Annotated in this window: 20 protein-coding genes; 17 read left to right on the top strand and 3 right to left on the bottom strand. The window is 71.6% G+C overall.

Annotated features, from left to right (window positions below):
• The first annotated feature begins 178 nt into the window (after nt 1–178).
• From I2501_RS08070 to I2501_RS08020, 11 genes are all read left to right on the top strand, one after another.
• Entirely contained in the window at nt 179–1,147 is a 969-nt protein-coding gene (locus tag I2501_RS08070; RefSeq protein ID WP_196193174.1) for an aldose 1-epimerase family protein, read from the top strand.
• Between the two features lie 74 nt (nt 1,148–1,221).
• Nucleotides 1,222–1,992: a rhomboid family intramembrane serine protease gene (locus tag I2501_RS08065; RefSeq protein WP_328806265.1), complete on the top strand. Its 771-nt coding sequence runs from the start codon at nt 1,222–1,224 to the stop codon at nt 1,990–1,992.
• A 147-nt stretch (nt 1,993–2,139) separates the two neighbouring features.
• Nucleotides 2,140–2,895 carry a response regulator transcription factor gene (locus tag I2501_RS08060; RefSeq protein WP_196193173.1) on the top strand — a complete coding sequence of 252 codons (756 nt, stop codon included), beginning with the start codon at nt 2,140–2,142 and terminating at the stop codon, nt 2,893–2,895.
• Entirely contained in the window at nt 2,892–4,370 is a 1,479-nt protein-coding gene (locus I2501_RS08055) for a sensor histidine kinase (RefSeq protein ID WP_328806264.1), read from the top strand. Before I2501_RS08060 ends, I2501_RS08055 begins: the two co-directional genes overlap by 4 nt.
• 96 nt (nt 4,371–4,466) lie before the next feature.
• Nucleotides 4,467–6,614, top strand: a complete 2,148-nt coding sequence (locus I2501_RS08050; RefSeq protein ID WP_196193172.1) for a glycosyltransferase family 39 protein — start codon at nt 4,467–4,469, stop codon at nt 6,612–6,614.
• A 107-nt stretch (nt 6,615–6,721) separates the two neighbouring features.
• Nucleotides 6,722–7,852 carry a S1C family serine protease gene (locus I2501_RS08045; RefSeq protein ID WP_196193171.1) on the top strand — a complete coding sequence of 377 codons (1,131 nt, stop codon included), beginning with the start codon at nt 6,722–6,724 and terminating at the stop codon, nt 7,850–7,852.
• 78 nt (nt 7,853–7,930) lie between these two features.
• Complete coding sequence (locus I2501_RS08040) at nt 7,931–9,202, top strand: amidohydrolase family protein (RefSeq protein ID WP_196193170.1); 1,272 nt, start codon at nt 7,931–7,933, stop codon at nt 9,200–9,202.
• Nucleotides 9,195–10,112, top strand: coding sequence for a TIGR03619 family F420-dependent LLM class oxidoreductase (locus tag I2501_RS08035; protein WP_196193169.1), 918 nt, complete (start codon nt 9,195–9,197; stop codon nt 10,110–10,112). The genes I2501_RS08040 and I2501_RS08035 overlap by 8 nt, the downstream gene beginning before the upstream one ends.
• A 132-nt stretch (nt 10,113–10,244) precedes the next feature.
• The gene (locus I2501_RS08030; protein ID WP_196193168.1) at nt 10,245–11,111 is read left to right on the top strand and encodes an SDR family NAD(P)-dependent oxidoreductase; all 867 of its coding nucleotides are present in this window, start codon (nt 10,245–10,247) and stop codon (nt 11,109–11,111) included.
• A 137-nt stretch (nt 11,112–11,248) separates the two neighbouring features.
• Entirely contained in the window at nt 11,249–12,373 is a 1,125-nt protein-coding gene (locus tag I2501_RS08025) for an LLM class flavin-dependent oxidoreductase (protein WP_196193167.1), read from the top strand.
• A gap of 88 nt (nt 12,374–12,461) precedes the next feature.
• Nucleotides 12,462–14,204, top strand: coding sequence for an N-acyl-D-amino-acid deacylase family protein (locus tag I2501_RS08020; RefSeq protein WP_196193166.1), 1,743 nt, complete (start codon nt 12,462–12,464; stop codon nt 14,202–14,204).
• An 18-nt stretch (nt 14,205–14,222) separates the two neighbouring features.
• Here the strand turns inward: I2501_RS08020 and I2501_RS08015 are convergent, their stop codons facing one another.
• From I2501_RS08015 to I2501_RS08005, 3 genes are all read right to left on the bottom strand, one after another.
• Nucleotides 14,223–14,900, bottom strand: a complete 678-nt coding sequence (locus I2501_RS08015; protein WP_196193165.1) for a sensor domain-containing protein — start codon at nt 14,898–14,900, stop codon at nt 14,223–14,225.
• A gap of 205 nt (nt 14,901–15,105) precedes the next feature.
• Nucleotides 15,106–15,600, bottom strand: coding sequence for an LppU/SCO3897 family protein (locus I2501_RS08010; RefSeq protein ID WP_196193164.1), 495 nt, complete (start codon nt 15,598–15,600; stop codon nt 15,106–15,108).
• 160 nt (nt 15,601–15,760) lie between these two features.
• Complete coding sequence (locus I2501_RS08005; RefSeq protein ID WP_196193163.1) at nt 15,761–16,930, bottom strand: sensor histidine kinase; 1,170 nt, start codon at nt 16,928–16,930, stop codon at nt 15,761–15,763.
• 279 nt (nt 16,931–17,209) lie between these two features.
• On the opposite strand from I2501_RS08005, the gene I2501_RS08000 reads away from it, so the two are divergent.
• From I2501_RS08000 to I2501_RS07975, 6 genes are read left to right on the top strand one after another with little or no spacing between them, the layout of a single operon-like run.
• Nucleotides 17,210–17,611: an NADH-quinone oxidoreductase subunit A gene (locus I2501_RS08000; protein WP_196193162.1), complete on the top strand. Its 402-nt coding sequence runs from the start codon at nt 17,210–17,212 to the stop codon at nt 17,609–17,611.
• Complete coding sequence (locus tag I2501_RS07995; RefSeq protein WP_196193161.1) at nt 17,602–18,234, top strand: NADH-quinone oxidoreductase subunit B; 633 nt, start codon at nt 17,602–17,604, stop codon at nt 18,232–18,234. Before I2501_RS08000 ends, I2501_RS07995 begins: the two co-directional genes overlap by 10 nt.
• Nucleotides 18,231–19,265, top strand: coding sequence for an NADH-quinone oxidoreductase subunit C (locus I2501_RS07990; RefSeq protein ID WP_196193160.1), 1,035 nt, complete (start codon nt 18,231–18,233; stop codon nt 19,263–19,265). The genes I2501_RS07995 and I2501_RS07990 overlap by 4 nt, the downstream gene beginning before the upstream one ends.
• On the top strand, nt 19,262–20,221 hold the full coding sequence (gene nuoH, locus I2501_RS07985) for an NADH-quinone oxidoreductase subunit NuoH (protein ID WP_196193159.1): 960 nt from the start codon (nt 19,262–19,264) through the stop codon (nt 20,219–20,221). The genes I2501_RS07990 and nuoH overlap by 4 nt, the downstream gene beginning before the upstream one ends.
• Nucleotides 20,221–20,847: a NuoI/complex I 23 kDa subunit family protein gene (locus I2501_RS07980; protein ID WP_196193158.1), complete on the top strand. Its 627-nt coding sequence runs from the start codon at nt 20,221–20,223 to the stop codon at nt 20,845–20,847. The genes nuoH and I2501_RS07980 overlap by 1 nt, the downstream gene beginning before the upstream one ends.
• The gene (locus I2501_RS07975; RefSeq protein ID WP_328806263.1) at nt 20,844–21,416 is read left to right on the top strand and encodes an NADH-quinone oxidoreductase subunit J family protein; all 573 of its coding nucleotides are present in this window, start codon (nt 20,844–20,846) and stop codon (nt 21,414–21,416) included. Before I2501_RS07980 ends, I2501_RS07975 begins: the two co-directional genes overlap by 4 nt.
• The last annotated feature ends 5 nt before the right edge of the window (nt 21,417–21,421 follow it).

Below are 21,421 nucleotides of genomic sequence, written 5' to 3'. Positions count from 1 at the left end.
GGCCGTGAGGGTGGTGCGTTGAGAGGTTCTGCTGGTGGTGCTGATGGTCTGTGAGAGTGAGCGTGAGACTAGCACTCCCGTACGGTTCCTCGTTCCCCAGGTGATACCGGGCACATCCAGCCTCCGCACAGCCTGCGCCCAGCCATCACTTCCGGAGCCCGGGTGACAGGATGGCCTCATGGCTGACGACGCGCTGTCACAGGAATCTGTCTCGCCCAACGGGCCGCAGTACGTGATCGAAGGCGGCGGCTACCGCGCCGTGGTCAACGGTGTCGGCGCGGGGCTGCGCGAGCTCAGCCACGACGGCCGTCCGCTGCTGGTCGGCTACCCGGCGGACACCCAGCCTCCCGGCGGGGCCGGGCAGTTGCTGATCCCGTGGCCGAACCGGGTCCGCGACGGCCGCTACCGGTTCGACGGCGAGGACCGGCAGCTGGACCTGACCGAGCCGTCGACCGGCAACGCCAGCCACGGCTTCACCCGGTGGCTGCCGTGGCGGGTCCTCGCCGAGGGCTCGGCGTTCGTCCGGCTCGGGCTGCGGCTCTATCCGATGCACGGCTACCCGCACATCCTGGACCTGACCGCACAGTACGAGCTCGGCGAGGGCGGGCTCACGGTCGAGCTCGCGGCGCACAACGTCGGCGACCGGCCCGCTCCCTACGGCTTCGGCGCGCACCCGTACCTGACGCTGGGCCGCGGCCCGGGACGGATCGGCGAGTCGGTGCTCGAGGTGCCCGCGGACACCTGGCTGCCGGTCGACGAGCGCAAGATCCCCGACGGGCGCGAGTCCGTCGCGGGGACCGGCTACGACTTCCGCACGCCCCGCGCCATCGGCGACACCGTGCTGGACACCGCCTACACCGGCCTGACCAGGGGCGCGGACGGGCTGGCCCGGGTCCGGTTGACCGCCCCGGAGACGCCCGAGGGCGGACAGTCCGACGGCGGGCACGGCGTCGAGCTCCGGGTGGGGGAGGGCGTCGACTGGCTCCAGCTCTACACCGGCGACACCCTGTCCGCCGGGCACCGGCGCGCGGGCATCGCCGTCGAGCCGATGAGCTGTCCGCCCAACGCCTTCGCCACCGGCGAGGACCTGCTGCGGATCGAGCCGGGGGAGCGCGTCGCGCACCGGTTCGGTATCGGTGCGCTGTAGCGGCGGTCCGCTGTCGGTGCCCGGTTCTAGAGTTCCTCCTGAGTGCTCCGACACGAGAGCGGGGGGTGGGCACCGTGGACACGAAGCAGCTGTGGGCTCCGAAGGAGCTGGACACGCCGGAGCGGATGCTCGCGGAGGCGCGCAAGGCGTTCTTCGTGATGTTCGGCGTCATGGTGGCGATCTGGGCGGTGCAGATCGTCAACTGGATGGACCACCAGCAGCTCTCGGTGGAGTACGGCGTGGTTCCGCACGACGTCGGCCGCCTGCCCGAGATCTTCACCGCGCCTTTCCTGCACTTCAGTTGGGCGCACATCGAGTCCAACTCGGGGCCGCTCTTCGTCTTCGGCTTCCTGGCCGCGTACCGGGGCGTGGCCCGGTTCCTCTGGCTGACGCTGCTGGTGACGGTGACCAGCGGCCTGGCGGTCTGGATCTTCCAGAGCGGCGACACCGTCGGGGCGGGCGCGAGCGGCGTCATCTTCGGTTACTTCGGCTACGTGGTGCTGCGCGGCATCTTCGACCGGCACCTGATCGACACGTTGGTCGGCCTGGTCATGGGTGCCTCGTTCGCCTACATGCTGACGGTCGCCGTCCCTGGCACGCCCGGCATCAGCTGGCTGGCGCACCTCGGCGGGCTGGTCGGCGGCGTGGTCGGCGCCTGGCTGCTGCGGGACCGTCGTCCGGCGACGGCGTCCGGCACGACGCCGTCCGGCACGCCGACGGGGGGCGGGTCGAGGGGAGCCGGGTCTACCGGAGGCGGGTCGATACCGTCCGGGCCGGGCAAGGACGTTGCCGCCGGACCCCGGTCCGACCTGCACAAGGAGCTCGGCGACCTCGGGCTGCTCTGAGGCTGCACCGAGGCTGCTCGGGGCGGGCTGCTCTGGGCGATTCCTGGGAGTTCCTGGCAGGCTCCTGGGGAATTGCCAGGGAATACACAGGCAACCGGAAGCGCGACCTCATAGTTTTCTCATGCAACGGCGGCACCGTATCGGAGCATGACCACGACTTCCTCCGACGCGGCCGTCACCGAGCTCCGTCGCCCCGACGGCACCCCCGTGCGGGTGCTCGTCGTGGACGACGAGGCCCCCCTTGCCGACCTCCTGTCCATGGCCCTGCGCTACGAGGGCTGGCAGACCACGACTGCCGGCGACGGCGCGTCCGCGTTGCGCGCCGCCCGCGAGTTCCGCCCCGACGCGGTGATCCTCGACGTGATGCTGCCCGACCTCAACGGCCTTGAGGTGATGCGTCGTCTCCGCTCCGAGCAGCACGACGTGCCTGTGCTCTTCCTGACCGCCAAGGACGCCGTCGAGGACCGCATCGCGGGCCTGACCGCGGGCGGCGACGACTACGTGACCAAGCCGTTCAGCCTGGAGGAGGTCGTCGCCCGACTGCGCGGGCTGCTGCGCCGCTCCGGCGCGGCCTCGGCGCGCAGCGAGTCCATGCTCGTCGTCGGCGACCTGACCCTGGACGAGGACAGCCGCGAGGTCCACCGCGCCGGCACCTCGATCCGCCTCACCGCGACCGAGTTCGAGCTGCTGCGCTTCCTGATGCGCAACCCGCGCCGGGTGCTGAGCAAGCCCCAGATCCTGGACCGGGTCTGGAACTACGACTTCGGCGGCCAGGGCAACGTGGTCGAGCTCTACATCTCCTACCTGCGCCGCAAGATCGACGCGGGCCGTGCTCCGATGATCCACACCATGCGTGGTGCGGGTTACGTGCTCAAGCCCGCGGAGGCGGCGGCAGCGTCGTGATCCGCCGCTGGTCGACCTGGCCGCTGCGCACCCGCCTGGTCGTGACGATGACGGTGCTCCTGGCCGTCGTCTTCACCGTGGTGGCCTGGTTGACCACCTTTCAGCTGCGCGAGTACATGCAGGGCGGCCTGGACGACAAGCTGCACGGCGCGGCGATGGCGTCCCTGAACGGCCCTGGTGGAGGCCCCGCCGGTGACGGAGGCGGCCTCGGCCACCCGCACGGGGGCTCCGGTGCGGTCACCGTCGTGCTCAATGCCGACGGGTCGGTCCGGTATTCGGGGATCGACAGCTTCAACAGCCAGTCGCTGACCGGTGCCGAGATCACCGCCCTCGAGGCGACCCCGGTCAGCGGCGAGGCGTCCACGGTCGACCTGCCCACCCTTGGGGAGTACCGGGTGCTCTCCATGCCTCCGGGTCCGGAGGGACCGGGGGCCGGTCGCGCGATCGTGGGTCTGCCGGAGTCGACGGTCACCGGACCGATCGACAACCTGATCGCCACCGAGGCAGTGCTGGGCGTGGCCGCGATGTTCCTGGTCGGCTTCGCCGGATTCGCGCTGGTGCGCGTGTCGTTGCGCCCGCTGGACCGGGTCGCCGCGACCGCCGCGCGGATCGCCAAGGAGCCGCTGGACCGGGGCGAGGTGGGCCGGTTGGCCCGGGTGCCCACCGTCGACACCGACCCGCGTACCGAGTCGGGACTGGTCGGCGCGGCGTTGAACCGGATGATCGACCATGTCTCCGCCGCTCTGGAGGCCCGGCACGCCAGCGAGACGCGCGTGCGTCAGTTCGTGGCCGACGCCAGCCACGAGCTGCGCACCCCGCTGGCCTCGATCAAGGGCTACGCCGAACTGACCCGCCGCAGCAAGGAGACCGTGCCGCCGGACACGGCCTACGCGCTCGGCCGGGTCGAGTCCGAGGCGACCCGGATGACCGCGCTCGTCGAGGACCTGCTGCTGCTCGCCCGCCTGGACGCGGGCCGGGAGTTGGACCGTGAGCCGGTCGATCTCGCGCCGCTGGTCGTGGACGCGGTCCGGGACGCACACGCGGCCGTGCCGGACCACAAGTGGGAGGTCCGGCTGCCGGACGATCCCGAGGCCGGGGCGGAGGTGACCGGCGACGAGCACCGGTTGCACCAGGTCCTGGTCAACCTGCTGGCGAACGCGGGCAAGCACACGCCGCCGGGCACGGTCGTCACCGCCTCGCTGGCGGTGGAGAACGGGCACGCGCTGCTGACCGTCGCCGACGACGGTCCGGGCATCCCGCCCGACCTGCTGCCCACGGTCTTCGAGCGTTTCGCGCGCGGTGACACCTCGCGCGCGCGGGCGGTCGGGTCGACGGGCGAGCGTTCGACAGGGCCCGGCTCGACCGGGCTGGGGCTGGCCATCGTGGCCGCCGTCGTCGCGTCGCACGGCGGTGACGTCCGGGTGACCAGCGTGCCCGGGGAGACCGTGTTCGCGGTGCGGCTGCCACTGGCCTGACGGGACGTCCCAGCTCGCCTCGCGGCGCGCGTCCTCACAGGCGGCGCACACCCGCCCGACACGGCGCGAACAGGGCGCTCGGTGACGGTGGAGGGCATGACCACCACCGCCGCACGCACATTCGCCTCCACGCCCGGTGAGCCCGACGAGCCCGGCGCGGCCACGCCCGGCCGCGATCCACGCTGGGCCCGGCCCGCCTTCTTCGCGCTGCTGGCCCTGACCGCGCTGCTCTACCTGTGGGACCTGGGCGCGTCCGGCTGGGCCAACCAGTTCTACTCGGCAGCGGTCCAGGCCGGGGCGCACAGCTGGAAGGCGATGTTCTTCGGCTCCTCCGACGCCGCCAACTTCATCACCGTCGACAAGCCGCCGGCCTCGCTGTGGGTGATGGAGCTGTCGGCCCGGCTGTTCGGCGTCAACGCGTGGTCGATCCTGGTGCCGCAGGCACTCGAAGGCGTCGCGGCCGTCGCCGTTGCTTACGCGGCGGTCAAGCGCCGGTTCTCCGCCGGCCCCGCGCTGCTGGCCGGGGCGGTGCTGGCGCTGACTCCGGTCGCTGCGCTGATGTTCCGGTTCAACAACCCGGACGCGCTGCTGGCGCTGCTGCTGGCGCTCGCCCTCTACGCGGTCCAGCGCGCGCAGGAGCAGGCGCGGACCCGGTGGCTGCTGATGGCGGCCGCCTGTGTCGGCTTCGCCTTCCTGACCAAGACGCTGCAGGCGTTCCTGGTGCTGCCCGCGATGGGCCTGGGGTATCTGCTCCTCGCGCCGACCGGCTTCTGGCGGCGGGTGCGACAGCTGCTGCTGGCGACGGTGGTGCTGGTGGTCAGCTCGGGTTGGTGGGTCGCGATCGTCGAACTGACGCCGGTTCAGTACCGGCCGTACGTCGGCGGCAGCCAGAACGACTCCTTCCTCCAGCTGACCTTCGGCTACAACGGCTTCGGCCGGATCACCGGCTCCGAGACCGGCAGCGTCGGCGGCGGCGGTGGAGGGGGCGCTGCCGGGGGCGGCAACTGGGGGAGCACCGGACTGACCCGGCTCTTCGGCGCGGAGATGGGCGGTCAGATCGCCTGGCTGCTCCCGGCGGCGCTGATCCTGCTGGTGGCGGGCCTCTGGTGGACGCGCCGCGCGCCGCGCACCGACCGGCGTCGGGCCGCTTTCGTGCTCTGGGGGACGGCCCTGGTCACCACCTTCCTGGTGTTCAGCTGGATGCAGGGGATCTTCCACCCGTACTACAACGTCGCCCTCGCGCCGTACCTCGCGGTGCTGGTGGGCATGGGCGCCGGGCTGCTCTGGGAGCTTCGCAGCGGTAGCGGCAGGGTCAGTCGGGCGGCGAGTGGTGTCGCGGCGCTGGTCGTCGCGGTGACGGCGGTCTGGTCGTTCGTCCTGCTGGCACGGAGCGCGGACTGGCTGCCGTGGCTGCGGTACGCGGTGCTGCTGGTGGGCCTGGCGAGCGCGCTGGCGCTGGCGTTCGGGCCGTTGCTGACGCGGCGGTGGGCCGTGGTCGCGGCGCTGGCGGCCGTCCTCGCCGGGCTCGGCGGCCCGGCCGCGTACAGCATCGATACGGCGGGCACCGCGCACAGCGGCTCGCTGCCGTCGGCCGGCCCGTCGGTACAGGGCGCGGGGTTCGGCGGGATGCCCGGAGGCGGTCGGATGCCCGGTGGGGGCGGGATGCCCGGCACCGGCGGCGGCAGTCGGGCGAGTGGACCCGGTGGTTTCGGCGGCGCCGGCGGCTTCGGACAGCGCGGCGGCACGCCCGGTGGCACCGGCGGCGCTGGTGGTGCAGGCGGTGCCGGTGGTGCGGGCGGTGCCGGTCGAGCAGGGGGTGCCGGCGGGATCGGTTCGCTGCTCAACGGGAGCGACCCGGGCAAGGCGCTGACCTCGCTGCTCAAGCAGGACGCCTCCCGCTACACGTGGGTCGCCGCGGCGGTCGGCTCCCAGAACGCGGCGGGCTACCAGCTGGCCAGCGGCGATCCGGTGATGGCCGTCGGCGGCTTCAACGGGACCGATCCGGCGCCGAGCCTGGCCCAGTTCGAGAGCTATGCGCGCTCCGGGAAGATCCACTACTTCCTCGGCGGCACGCTGAGCACGGGCGGCCCGAGCTCCAGCAGCACGGGCACCAGTACCAGCACCGGCACGGGCGGCTCGAACGACTCCGCGCAGATCGCCGCCTGGGTGGCCCAGAACTACAAGGCCACCACGGTCGACGGAGTGACGGTCTATGACCTGACGAACCCGAAGACCGCGGGCTGAACCGAGCCGAGCTGTGGCCGTGCTCGCGCGCCTTCCGTGAGTTTTTACTGACAAAAGCGACAATGTGCCCAAATTGTCATCGACAGTGAAGGTCGCAGGTCGTACCCATGGAGACGCCTCCGAGCACGGTCCGTCGTATCCGCCGCGCACGTCGTCAGCGTCGCGCTGTCTCTGCCGTCACCGCCGTCCTGACCGCGACGGCGCTGCTGCTGACCGCCACCGCGTGCACCAGCAGCGGTGGTAGCAGCAACGGGGGCAAGTCCGCCGACGCGGGCAGCGCCGCACCCGCGCCCAGCGTCAGCAACGACCTGCAGATGGACTACGAGAACACCGTCAGGGCCGTGCTCCCGTCCGTCGTCCAGATCAACGCGGAGAACAGCCTCGGCAGCGGCATCGTCTACGACACCAAGGGCGACATCGTCACCAACGCGCATGTGGTGGGCAGTTCGACCAACTTCCAGGTGACGCTGTCCGACCAGAGCAAGCCGCTGACGGCCACGCTGGTGTACTCCTACCCGCCCAACGACCTGGCCGTGATCAAGCTGAGCAGCCCGCCCTCCGGGCTCAAGCCGGCCGTCTTCGCGGACAGTTCCAAGGTCGACGTCGGCCAGATCGTGATGGCCATGGGCAACCCGCTCGGACTCTCGTCCAGCGTCACCGAGGGCATCGTCTCGGCGGTCGGGCGGACCGTCAGCGAGGGCAAGAGCCAGGAGAACCCACAGGGCGCGACCATCCCGAACATGGTCCAGACGAGCGCCGCGATCAACCCGGGCAACAGCGGCGGCGCGCTGGTGAACCTCTCCAACCAGATCGTGGGCGTCAACACCCTGGCCGCGGTCGACAGCAACGAAGGCAACTCGCAGGCCCCGGGCATCGGCTTCGCCATCCCGGCGTCGACGGTGACCAATCTGGCGGACCAGATGATCCAGAGCGGCAAGGTGACCAACTCCGGCCGCGCCGCGCTGGGCATCAGCACGCGCACGGTGATCACCGGGACCAGCAGCAACGGCACCCCGAACACCGGCGCGGGCATCGTCTCGGTCACCGCGGGCGGCCCGGCGGCCAAGGCCGGGCTCCAGGCGGGCGACGTGATCACGCAGTTGGGCGGCACGCCCATCGACAGCGTGGCGACCCTGTCGACCGTGCTGGCCTCGTACAAGCCGGGGCAGCAGGTCCAGGTGACCTACCTCCGCGACGGCGCCACCAAGACCGCGACGGTCACCCTCGGCACCCTCTGATTCCCGGGCTCCCGCACCGCGGGTCGGGCCGCGCGCACACTCCTGACGGATCGTCAGATTGCGCGTAGCCTGACCCGCATGGAGAGCTTCCCCTGGATCATTTCGGTGGACGACCACACCGTCGAGCCGCCGCACGTGTGGCAGGAAAGGCTGCCCGCCAAGTACCGCGAGCTCGGCCCGCGCATCGTCCGGGCCCCGCTCGCCGAGATGACCTTCGTCGGCGGCCGGTTCACGCCGGTGATGGGCGCCCCCGGCAGTGACGGGACCATCGCCGACTGGTGGGTCTACGAGGACCTGCGCCGCCCGCTCACCCGCCTCGACACCGCCGTCGGCTACCCGCGCGACGAGGTGCGGCTGGAGGCCATCACCTACGAGCAGATGCGGCCGGGGTCGTTCTCGATACCCGAGCGGCTGGAGGACATGGACGTCAACCACGTCCAGTCCGCGCTCTGCTTCCCGACCTTCCCGCGCTTCTGCGGCCAGACCTTCACCGAGGCCAAGGACCACGAGCTGGGGCTGCTCTGCATCCGGGCCTACAACGACTGGATGGTCGAGGAGTGGTGCGGCCCGGCCGCGCAGGGGCGGATGATCCCGCTCGCCATCGTCCCGCTCTGGGACGCCGAGCTGGCCGCGGCCGAGGTACGCCGCAACGCGGCGCGCGGCGTCCGGGCGGTCTGCTTCAGCGAGATACCCCCGCACCTGGGCCTGCCCAGCATCCACACCGACGACTGGGACCCCTTCCTGCGCGCCTGCGAGGAGACCCGGACGGTCATCGCGATGCACATCGGCAGCTCCTCGCGGATGCCGTCGACCTCCGCCGACGCGCCGCCCGCCGTCGGGTCCACCATCACCTTCGCCAACTGCTGCTTCTCCATGGTCGACTGGCTGATGAGCGGCAAGTTCGACCGGTTCCGCGACCTGAAGATCATGTACGCCGAGGGCCAGATCGGCTGGATCCCCTACATCCTGGCCCGCGCCGACGTGGTCTGGGAGGAGAACCGCGCCTGGGGCGGCGTCGCCGACAAGGTCTTCACCCGGCCCAGCGAACTCTTCGCCCAGCACGTCTACGGCTGCTTCTTCGACGACCCGCACGGCCTGCGCAACCTGGACGCGATCGGCGCGGCCAACGTTCTCTACGAGACCGACTACCCGCACTCCGACTCGACCTGGCCCAAGAGCCGCGAGGTCGCCGAGGAGCAGATGGGCCACCTCGAAGCGCCCGTCGTCGAGCAGATCGTGCGCGGCAACGCGATCGAGCTGCTCGGGCTGACGCCGGACGGGCTGTGGGGCGGAGCGGGGTCCGCAGCGGGATCCTCGGCGGAATCGTCAGCGGGGGTGCAGGGTGGCTGAGTTCGGGATCCAACTGCCCGTCCAGGCGCAGAGCACCATCTTCGTCGAACCCTGGGAGGCCGCGGCCGGACCGGCCGAGCTGGCCGCCGTCGCGCAGGCCGCCGACCGGCTCGGCTACGCCTACGTCGCCTGCTGCGACCACGTCGCCGTCCCGCGTCGGCTGGTCGGGCCGATGGGCGCGACCTGGTACGACCCGGTGTCGACGCTCGGCTACCTGGCCGGGCTGACCACGCGGACCCGGCTGCTCTCGCACATCGCCGTCGCGCCGCTGCGGCATCCGCTGCTCTCCGCCAAGCAGTACGCGACCGTCGACCTGCTCAGTGGCGGCCGGTTGGTGCTCGGCGTCGGAGCGGGCCATGTGCAGGAGGAGTTCGAGACGCTCGGCGTCGACTTCCACCGGCGCGGCGAGATCCTCGACGAAACCATCGGCGCACTCGACGCGGCGCTGACCGACGAGTACCCGGTGCACGACGGCCCCCGGTTCCGGTTCCGGGACCTGGCCGTCTCGCCGCGTCCGGTGCAGACGCCGCGTCCACCGATCTGGGTCGGCGGCTCGGCCCCGGCGGCGGTCCGGCGGGCGGCACGGCTGGCGGAGGGCTGGCTCTCCCAGGGCGACACCCTGGACGCGCTGCCCGCGCAGCTGGAGTTGATCCGCACCACCCGCGAACAGGCGGGCCGCAGCGGGCCGTTCGTCGTCAACGCGATCGCGCCGCCGCTCTACGTCGGCGAACCGGGCTGGGACATCGGCCGCCGCTCCGTCTCGGGCAAGCCGGACGCGCTGGCGGAGCTGCTGCGGCGGTACGTCGCGGTCGGTGCCACCCATCTGCAGCTGCGTCCGCGCAGCCGCGACCTGGCCGAGTACCTGGCGCAGCTGGAGCTGATCGCCACGGACGTGCTGCCGCTGGTGTGAGGGCGGTTCCAGCTCCTTCCATGCGCGGTCTTCCCTTGTGCGGGCTCTGGAAGGACACTCGGACGACGAGAACTGACGATCCGTCAGAAATGCTCTGCCGGACGTCGGACGAGTCCCGAAGGAGTCCGCACCATGACCGAAGCTGCTGCCCCCGACCGTGTCCCCGACCGTGCCTCCGGCCGTCTGTCCGGCCGGTCCGTGCTGATCACCGGTGCCGCGCGGGGGCAGGGCGCCGCCGAGGCGCGTCTCTTCGCCGCCGAGGGCGCGCAGGTGCTGATCGGTGACGTCCTCGACGACCAGGGCGAGGCGCTGGCCAAGGAGCTGCAGCTGGAGCTCGGCGAGGGGAGGGTCCGTTACCAGCACCTTGACGTCAGCAGCGAGGACGACTGGGCGGCGGCCGTCGAGGCTGCCACCAGCGCTTTCGGCAAGCTGGACGGGCTGGTCAACAACGCCGGGATCCTGCGCTTCAACGAGCTGGTCACCACGCCGCTGGAGGAGTACCTGGCGGTGGTCCGGGTCAACCAGGTCGGCTGCTTCCTCGGCATGCGCGCCGCCGCACCCGCCATCGAGTCGGCGGGCGGCGGGACCATCGTCAACACCGCCTCCTACACCGCGCTCACCGGGATGGCCCTGGTGACCTCGTACGCCGCCACCAAGGGCGCGATCGTCGCGATGACCCGCGTCGCCGCGCTGGAGCTGGCGCCCAAGGGCATCCGGGTCAACGCCGTCTGCCCCGGCGCGGTCGACACCCCGATGTCCGACCCGGCCAACGCCTTCGTGGGGGAGTCGGGCGCGCCGCTGATGAGCGCGGAGGACGCGGCGGCGCTGGCCGCGGCTACCAAGGAGCTGTACGCCAAGGTCGTCCCGCTGGGCCGGATCGGCCGCCCGGACGAGATGGCGCGCCTCGCGCTCTTCCTGACCTCGGACGACTCGTCCTACGTCACCGGCCAGCCGATGGTGGCCGACGGCGGCTGGATGTGCGGGGTCACCATCGGCTGATATGCCGAGCAGGAGTATTGACGGTCAGTCAGCTCGGCTCTTGACCGGCGCTCCGGCCGAATGCCAGAGTCGCAGACAACCAAATCTGACTGTCCGTCAGATGTGATGGATCCAATCCGGGACTGGACGGTGAACCCATGGAGTTCGGCATCTTCATCCAGGGCTACGTGCCCAGAAGTCGCTCCCAGGCCGACCCGCAGGCCGAGCACCACGCCCTGATGGAGGAGATGGACTACGTCGTCAAGGCCGACAAGGCCGGGTTCAAGTACGCGTGGGTCACCGAGCACCACTTCCTGGAGGAGTACTCGCACATCTCCGCCAACGACGTGGTGATCGGCTACCTCACCCACGCCACCGAGCGGATCCATGTCGGCTCCGGGATCTTCAACCCGCTGCCGAAGGTCAACCACCCGGTCAAGGTCGCCGAGCGCGTCGCCATGCTGGACCATCTCTCCGGCGGGCGCTTCGAGTTCGGCACGGGCCGTGGCGCCGGCAGCCACGAGATCCTCGGGTTCCTCCCCGACGTTGCGTCCATGGACGCGACCAAGGAGATGTGGGAGGAGACCATCGGCGAGTTCCCCCGGATGTGGCTGAACGACGAGTACCCGGGCTTCACGGGCAAGCACTGGACGCTGCCGCCGCGCAAGGTGCTGCCCAAGCCGTACGGCAAGGCCCACCCGGCCATGTGGTACGCGGCGGGCAGCCCGGCCTCGTACGAGATGGCCGCGCGCAAGGGCCTCGGCGTACTGGGGTTCAGCGTGCAGAAGGTCTCCGACATGGAGTGGGTGGTGGCCAGTTACAAGGACGCCATCCGCGAGGCCGAGCCGGTCGGGGCCTTCGTCAACGACAACGTGATGGTCACCTCGACCGCGATCTGCGCCGAGACCTCGGCCGAGGCGCGCCGGATCGCGGCCGCCGGGGGGCTCAACTACCTGCAGTCGCTGCTCTTCCGCTACCACGACACGTTCCCGCGCCCGGAGGGGATCCCGGTCTGGCCGGAGCTGCTGCCGGAGTACAGCGAGGAGCTGATCGAGCTGCTGATCGCCGAGGAGCTGATGATCTGCGGCGACCCGGACGAGGTGCTGAAGCAGTGCAAGCGCTGGGAGTCGGCCGGGGCTGACCAGCTGGTCTTCGGCCTGCCGGTGGGCATCCCGCCGGAGCAGACGGCGCAGACGATCAACCTGATCGGCGAGCACGTGATCCCGAAGATCGACACCGATCCCGTGCACCGCACCACGCGGTTCCGCCAGTCCGTCGGATAAGGGATCGGTCCAGTCGGGACCAGGGAGTCAGTCGGACCAGGGATTTGGTCGGACAGGGGATTCAGTCGAACCAGGGAGGAGAGGAACCATGCTCGACCATCTGATCCAGGGCGCGACGCTGGTCGACGGCACCGGCGCCGCCGCGCGCGGTGCCGACGTGGGGATCAAGGACGGCAAGGTCGCCGTCATCGCCGAGCCGGGCCGGTGCCGGGAGTCGGCGGTGACGACCGAGGACGCCACCGGGCTGGTGCTCACCCCCGGCTTCGTCGATCCCCACACCCACTACGACGCGCAGCTGTTCTGGGACCCGTTCGCCACCCCGTCGCTCGGCCATGGGGTCACCACCGTCGCCGGTGGCAACTGCGGGTTCACCCTCGCGCCGCTCAACCCGGCCCGGCCGGAGGACGCGGACTATACGCGGCGGATGATGTGCCGGGTCGAGGGCATGTCGCTGGCCGCGCTGGAGGAGGGCGTGCCGTGGGGCTGGTCGTCCTTCGGCGAGTACCTGGCCGCGCTGGACGGGAGGACCGCGGTCAACGCGGGCTTCATGGTCGGCCACTGCGCGCTGCGCCGCCACGTCATGGGCCCCGACGCGGTCGGCGGACAGCCGACCGCCGAGCAGCTCGCGCAGATGACCGCGCTGCTCAAGCAGGCCATGGCGGAGGGGGCTTGGGGGCTGTCCACCACCCAGTCGTCCACCCACGCGGACGGCGACGGGCAGCCGGTCGCCTCCCGGCACGCGCGGCGCGAGGAGCTGGTCGCCCTCTCCCGGGCGGTCGGCGAGGCGCCGGGCACGCAGATCGAGGCGATCGTCGCCGGGTGCCTGGACACCTTCGCCGACGAGGAGATCGAGCTGCTGGTCGAGATGAGCGCGGCAGCCGGACGCCCGCTCAACTGGAACGTGCTGACCATCGACGCCGCCGTCCCCGGTCGCGTCCCGCGCCAACTGCTGGCGTCCGAGCGGGCGCGGGCGGCGGGCGGGCGGATCGTGGCGCTGACCATGCCGATCCTGACGCCGATGAACATGTCGCTGGGCACCTTCTGCGCGCTCAACCTGATCCCGGGGTGGGGCGAGATCCTCGGCCTGCCGGTGCCGGAGCGGATCGCCCGGCTGCGACATCCGGAGGTGCGGGCGGAGATGCTGCGCCGCGCGGACAGCCCGGAGGCGGGCGTCTTCCGTCGGCTCGCCGACTTCGGCCGCTACGTCATCGGCGACACCTACAGCGACGCCAACGCCGGCCTGACCGGACGCGTCGTGCGGGACATCGCCGCCGAGCGCGGCCAGAACCCGTTCGCGACGCTGGTCGAGATCTGCGTCAACGACACCCTGCGGACGGTCCTGTGGCCGATGCCGACCGACAACGACCCGGCCAGCTGGGAGCTGCGGCGCGACACCTGGCAGCACGAGGACGTCCTGCTCGGCGGCAGCGACGCGGGCGCGCACCTGGACCGGATGTGCGGCGCGCCCTACACCACCCGCTTCCTCGGCGACTGCCTGCGGCGACGCAAGCTGGTCCCGCTGGAGCAGGCGGTGCGGATGCTGACGGCCGACCCGGCGGAGCTGTTCGGCCTGCGCGGCCGTGGGACCGTCGCCGTCGGCAACCACGCGGACCTGGTCCTGTTCGACCCCGAGCGGATCGACGCGGGCCCCGCGACGCTGGTCCACGACCTGCCCGGCGACAGCCCGCGGTTGGACTCGCGGGCGGAGGGCGTGGTCGCGGTCCGCGTCAACGGGGTCGAGACGCTTCGGGAGGACAAGCTGACGGGCGCGATACCCGGCACGGTGCTCCGCTCGGGCCGTGACACCCGCACGGTGTCGACCCGGGGTTGAGGCGTGCGGGGCTGCTCGCTACCGCAGCAGCCCCCGCGCCATGGCCCGACGGACGGCGGCGATGCCGCGCAGCACCTGCGGCGTCAGCAGCACCAGCACGATCCCGACCGCGCAGGTCGCGGCGATCTCCGGGACGGTGTGGATGTAGTAGCTGTGGTTGTCGTAGTCCCAGAGCTTGTAACCCGGCCAGCCCACGTAGCGGGGGAAGACCCAGTGGTAGGCGGGGTAGAGCGCGGCCGAGATCCCGACGCTCCACAGCACCACGGCGAGCGTGAAGCCGAGGATCCCCATCGGCAGCATCAGCACGCCGTAGAGCACCGCCCGCCAGTTGGCGCCGTTCTTCAGCAGGGCGCCCATCCAGGCCATCATGCCGGGACGGTTGGGCACGAGCGGCGCGGGCCCGGCCACCTCCTGCCCGAGCAACGCGCCACTACGGGCCCGCTCCATCGCACCGAACCCCCGCGCCATGCCCATCAGCGCGGCCAGCACCGGCAGCCCGATGAACGTCATCGCCGTGCCGACGCCGAAGAAGAACAGGACGGCGGTCAGGCTGAACATCACCACGCCGATCGGCAGGTCGAGCACCAGATGCAGCGTCTCCCGCCAGGTCTGCCCGGAGAAGGGCGCCCGCAGGAACCCCGGCCGATACGGGGCCGGTCCGGTCATGGCGCGGCGCTGCTCCGCGATGCTGCTCATCAGGACTGCTCCCTCGTCGGTTCGTTGCCGCGGATCGGTCTCCGCCGTCATGAACCAGCCTGCCCGGCACGGGCGCTGGGGGCATTGGGGCGCTTCGGTGTCTTGGGGTGGGGCTAACCCCACCCTGCCTGCAGAAACGCCGAAGGGCCGCCCGCGCCTGAGCGGCGGGCGGCCCTGTCGATCAGCTGCTGGACGCGATGTCGTGTCAGCCGTTGTTGCCGAGGCAGAGCACCATGTCGTTGGAGCCGGACTCGGTGTACGCGGCCACGACGCCCTGCACGTTCTGGCACTGGGAGTCGTCGCTGCTGTTGTTGATGACCTGGAGCACCTTGAACTTGGCGTTCGGGTCCGAGCAGCTGAGGACGTGAACGTTCGGGTTGCTGTCGCTGCCCGTGTTCTGGACGCAGTCGCCGACCTTGGCGGTGTCGGCAGCACCGGTCGCGTGGTCCCAGATGAAGCCGCCGACGCCGATGACGATCAGGGCGACGACGCTGACGATCAGACGGATGCCGAGGACCTTGCCGACGCGCTTGGTGCGCCCGCCGGGCGCCGGCTGCTGCGGGGGCTGAACCTGGAAGCCCTGGTTCGGCTGCGGCTGCTGGAAGCCGGGGTTGGGCTGCTGCGGCGGCTGCTGCGGGTAGCCCGGCGCCTGCTGCTGGCCCTGCTGCTGGCCCTGGTACGGGTTCGGCGGAGTGGACATGCTGGTTCCCCCTGGGAGTGCATCTGCGAACAACCTGTCGAACGCCGCAGATTAGCGATTCCGGGGAGAAGTCTGTGAGTTCGAGACGCAACTGTGGCTGCTCGGTAGTACTGCCGTGACCAGCTGTCAGTTTTCCCGGCCCGGGTGGCGGGTAGGAGGATCAGTTCCGCTTGTCGAGCTGCTGTGTCCGTGTTCGCCACGGCAGTTCAACTGTCACCACGGTCGGGCCGCCGACCGGGCTGCTGACGACGAAGACGCCGTCGACCGCGCGGATCCGGTCCGCCAGACCGGCCAGGCCGCCGCCGGGCAGTTCGGTCGCGCCGCCGATGCCGTCGTCGCGGACCTGGAGCATCAGCCGGTCGTCCGCGCGCCAGATCTCCACCTGCGCGCTGCGCGCCTGCGCGTGCTTCGCCGCGTTGGTCAGCAGCTCGCTGACGGTGAAGTAGGCGATGCCCTCGATCGCCGACGCGGGTCGCTCCGGCAAGTCGACGCCGAGCCGGACGCCGCCGGGCAGCGGGCAGCGGGACGCGACCGAGGAGAGCGCGGCGTCCAGGCCGCGGTCGGTCAGCACCGCCGGGTGGATGCCCCGGGCCAGGTCGCGCAGCTCCTGGAGGGCCAGTTTCACCTCGCTGTGCGCGCCTGCGACCATCTGGGCCGCCGCCTCCGGATCCTCCGTCAGCTTCTCCTTGGCCAGGCCCAGGTCCATGGCCAGCGCGACCAGCCGCGCCTGCGCGCCGTCGTGCAGGTCGCGTTCGATCCGGCGCAGGTCGGCGGCGGCCGAGTCGACGACGGTGCCGCGGTCGTCCTCCAGCTCGCGCACCCGCTCGGTCAGCCCGCCCGGCGCCAGCAGCCCGTTGACCAGCAGCCGGTCGACCTGGCTGAGCCCGCGCGCGATCCACGGCAGCGCCGGGAAGAGCACGATCATCGAGACCAGGGCGAAGGTGAAGGTGATGATCCCCCAGGGCAGCATCACCACGAAGTAGAGCGCGCCGCGCCAAGCCATCCCGTCGCCCAGCACCGCCAGCGCCCGGTTCAGCGGGCCGGACCTGGCCGACTGCACCGGCAGCGGCTCCGGCGGGGCCTCGCCGAGCAGCGCCCGCGCGCGGGCCCGTTCCACGACCGCGCCGCCGCGCACCGCGAAGAGCGCCCCGGCCAGCACCCAGATGCCCACGAACGTGACGGCCGTGCCGATCCCCAGCGCCAGCAGGGCGACGGTGACGACGAAGCCGATGATGCCCAGCGGCAGGTTGGTGAGCAGGTAGGCGAGCTCGCGGCCGAGCCGGGCGTTGAAGCGGGGGCGTCGGTCCACGTCGGTCGTCATCAGGTCCATGCTGCCAGGCTCGCCGCCGAGGGACCCCCGACACCATGGGGAAGGTCGCCGCTTCCGGGGTAGGGACAGCCCTACCCCCTACTCCCCGGTGATCTCCGGCTGTCCGTCGTCCCGCCGTGCGACCTGCAGGAGTCCGGTATGCGTCAGGCAGCCGTCCATCCGGTGGGCGAGTTCACAGCTGGGACGCCCGGGGACCTAGACTCCTACGCCGTAAAGGCAAAGATTCCCTTAAACCGACCCGACCGCGTCGACGTAGGCTGAGTCCGGAGGCGACCGAGCATGCAGGCCGTGCAGGCATTGGCGGCATCCCGACCGGGGTACTTCCACGCGTACTCCGTGGTCGGGTTGATGGCGCTGATCGGCGTCCTCTTCGTCGGAGTGGCGTTCGCCGGCAACCAGCTGCTGCGGCCCTACGCGCCGACGCAGGAGAAGCTGCTGGCGTACGAGTGCGGCGTCGACCCGGTGGGCGAGGGCTGGGCGCAGACCCAGATCCGCTACTACGTCTACGCCTTCCTCTACGTGATCTTCGCGGTCGACGCGATCTACCTCTTCCCCTGGGCCACGGTCTTCGCCGCGCCCGGATTCGGGGCCGGGACGCTGATCGAGATGTTCGTGTTCATCGGTTTCCTCGCCGTGGGCCTCCTCTACGCGTGGAAGAAGGGCGTCCTGACATGGTCGTGAACCTCGGAACGCCGGACCCCTCGCGGCCGGGCGGCGCGGCGGCGCTGGAACCGCGGCGGCTCGGCCCGCTGGCCCGGATGGCGCCCGACCCGATCAAGGTGGTGCTGAACTGGGGCCGCCGGTACAGCCTGTGGTGCTTCAACTTCGGGCTGGCCTGCTGCGCCATCGAGTTCATCGCCGCGTCCATGGCCAAGCACGACTTCATCCGTCTGGGCGTCATTCCGTTCGCACCCGGACCGCGCCAGGCGGACCTGATGATCGTCTCGGGCACGGTGACCGACAAGATGGCACCCGCGATCAAGCGGCTCTACGAGCAGATGCCCGAGCCCAAGTACGTCATCTCCTTCGGCGCCTGCTCCAACTCCGGCGGCCCGTACTGGGACTCGTACTCGGTGACCAAGGGCGTCGACCAGATCATCCCGGTCGACGTCTACGTCCCCGGCTGCCCGCCGCGGCCGGAGGCGCTGCTCCAGGGCATCCTCAAGCTGCAGGAGAAGATCGCGCGCGAGTCGCTGCCGGAGCAGTACCCCACGGCGGTTTCCCCCGCCGCGCCGCCGTCCCCGACCGCGCTGGCCCGCCCGCTCGTCCAGGGGCCGCAGGCCGACGGCGGTGACCAGGCATGACGATCCTCGACCGCTCCGCCGAGGAGATCGCAGCCGCCGTCGGTCCGTGGGCCTCGGCGGCGGAGGCGTACGAGCTGGTGACGGTGGACGTCCCCGCCGAGCACTGGACCGAGGCGCTGACCACCTGCCGCGACCAGCTCGGGCTCGCCTACTTCGACTGGCTCTCCGCCGTGGACGAACTGGCCGAGGGCTTCTCCGTCAGCGCGCACCTGGCCCGCGTCGGCGACGGCACCGCCGCGCAGCACCTGCTGCTGCGCACCCGCGTCCCGCGCGACGCCGCGTCGCTGCCCACCGCCGTCCCGGTCTTCGCGGGCGCGGCCTGGCACGAGCGCGAGACGCACGAGATGTTCGGCATCGAGTTCCCCGGGCACCCGCACCTGATCACCCTGCTGCTGCCGGACGGCTTCGAGGGCCACCCGCTGCGCAAGGAGTTCGTCCTGGCCGCCCGCGTGGCCAAGGCGTGGCCCGGCGCGAAGGAGCCGGGGGAGAGCGACCACAGCCCCGCGGAGGGCGGCCGTCGCCGCATGCTGCCGCCCGGCGTCCCCGACCCGAACGAGTGGGGCCCGCTCGCCGGCACCCTGCCGCCCGTCCCCGAGCGCCCGGCCCGAGGCGCGCGCGCCGGAGCCGCGCGCGGGGCGGGTGCGGCTGGCGCAGGCGGTGCGGCCGGAGCGGCGGCGGATCGCCCGCGTCGCGCGCGCTCGGTCGCGGCCGGCAGCGCGAGCCAGACGGGCGAGACCCCGGCTCCAGCTCCGGTCGAGGAGACCCCGGCTGCGCCTGCGCCTGCCTCGCCGGACGCGCCCTGGCAGTCTCCTGACGCTGCATCATCTCCTGCCGCACCCACTGCCCGGCCGCGCCGCTCGCGTTCGGTCTCGGCCGGCAGCGTCAGCCAGCAGCCCGAACCGGAGGCGGTGCCCGAGGCAGAGGCAGAGGCTGCGCCCGAGACAGACGCAGAGGCTGCGCCCGCGCCCGAGGCTCCGAAGCCGGAGCCGCGCACCGACGACTCGACCACCACCCCCGAGGAGGACGCGTGACCACGCTCGACGCGCTGCTGCGCTGCGTCGCGGTGCTCGTGGTCTTCCTGGTGTTCCCGCTGGTCATCGGCCAGACCGAGCACAAGACCATGGCGCACATGCAGGGCCGTCTCGGCCCGATGTACGCGGGCGGGTTCCACGGGTGGGCGCAGCTCGTCGCCGACGGCGTCAAGTTCGCGCAGAAGGAGGACATCGTCCCGGCCGGGGCCGACCGGAAGATCTTCCAGATCGCGCCCGCCGTCGCGCTGCTGCCGTACCTCCTCGCGCTGCTGGCGATCCCGCTCGGCCCGGGGGACCTGGTCGGGCAGTCGATCGACGCGGGCCTCTTCTTCGTGCTCGCGGTGATGGGCGTCGGCGTGCTCGGCTCGCTGATGGCCGGGTGGGCGTCGGCCAACAAGTTCTCGCTGCTGGGCGGCATCCGCACCGCCGCCCAGCTGATGGCGTACGAGCTGCCGATGCTGCTCGCCGCCGCCTCCGTGGCCATGGCCGCAGGAACCGTCTCGCTGACGGGGATCCTCGGCGCCTTCCACTGGTGGTGGGTGCCGTGGCAGATCGTCGGCGGCTTCGTCTTCTTCGTCGCCGGGCTGGCCGAGCTGCAGCGTCCGCCGTTCGACATGCCGGTCGCCGACTCGGAGATCATCTTCGGTGCCTACACCGAGTACACCGGCCTGCGCTTCGCGCTCTTCCTGCTCTCCGAGTACGCGGGCATCCTCGTCGTCTCCGCGCTGACGGCCGTGCTCTTTCTCGGCGGCTGGCACGGGCCGATGGCCGCCACGCTCGGCTGGCTCTGGATGCTGCTGAAGACCTTCGCCCTGGCCTTCGTCGTCATCTGGCTGCGCGTCACCTACCCGCGCCTGCGCGAGGACCAGCTGATGCGCTTCGCCTGGACCGTGCTCATCCCGCTCGCGCTCGCGCAGCTCGCCGTCACCGGCGTCGTCAAGGTGGTGATCTCCTGATGTCCCCCTTCCCCGGTCGGGGTCTGGCCAAGGGCCTCGCGGTCACCCTGCGCACCATGACCAAGCGGACCGTCACCGCCCAGTACCCGGACGTCCAGCCCGAGCTGCCGCCGCGTTCGCGCGGCGTCATCGCGCTGCTGGAGGAGAACTGCACGGTCTGCATGCTCTGCGCCCGCGAGTGCCCGGACTGGTGCATCTACATCGACTCCCACAAGGAGACGCTGCCCGCAGCCGACCCGAACGCGCGCGCCCGCACCCGCAACGTGCTGGACCGGTTCGCGATCGACTTCTCGCTCTGCATGTACTGCGGCATCTGCATCGAGGTCTGTCCCTTCGACGCGCTCTTCTGGTCGCCGGAGTTCGAGTACGCGGAGGAGGACATCCTCGACCTCACCCACGAGCGTGACCGCCTGCGCGAGTGGATGTGGACCGTCCCCGCCCCGCCCGCCCTCGACCCGGCGGCGGAGGAGCCCAAGGAGATCGCCGCCGCCCGCAAGGCCGCCGACAAGGCCGTCGCCGCAGCGGCAGCGGCTGCGGCAGCCGCCGCCGAGGCTTCCGCGGCGTCCGGGGCATCTGAGGCGTCCGAGGCTTCCGCGGCGTCCGCGGAGCAGGAGGGGGACGCGTGAACGTCGTTCCGTCCGTGGTCGGTTCCGGCCACAGCTTCCTCTCGCCGACCGGTGTCGAGATCGTCTTCGCCCTGGTCGGCCTGGCCGTACTGGGCGCGGCTCTGCTGACCGTCACCACCAAGCAGCTGGTCCACGCCGCGCTCTGGCTGGTCGTCGCGCTGGGCGGGCTCGCCGTCGAGTACCTGCTGCTGACGGCGGAGTTCATCGCCTGGGTGCAGGTGCTGATCTACGTCGGCGCGGTCGTCGTGCTCGTCCTCTTCGGCCTGATGCTGACCCGTGCGCCGATCGGGGAGTCGCCCGACGCGGACTCGGGCAACCGGTGGCTCGCCGTCGGCGTCGCGCTGGCCGCGGCGGCGACGCTGGTCACCCTCGTCGTGGACGCCTTCCGGACCACCTGGGTCGACCTCGGCACCGTGGCCGGCAGCACCGCCACCAACGGCGTGACGCTGTTCCGCTACTGGGTGCTGCCGTTCGAGGCGCTGTCGGTACTGCTGCTCGCCGCGCTCGTCGGCGCGATCGTCCTGTCCCGCCGCGACGTCCAAGAGACTCCTGACCGAGGGGAGCGCTGAGCGGC

The sequence above is a fragment of the Streptacidiphilus fuscans genome, from assembly GCF_015690355.1.
GTDB lineage: Bacteria > Actinomycetota > Actinomycetes > Streptomycetales > Streptomycetaceae > Streptacidiphilus > Streptacidiphilus fuscans.
This window is presented reverse-complemented; position numbering and strand designations above follow the sequence as displayed.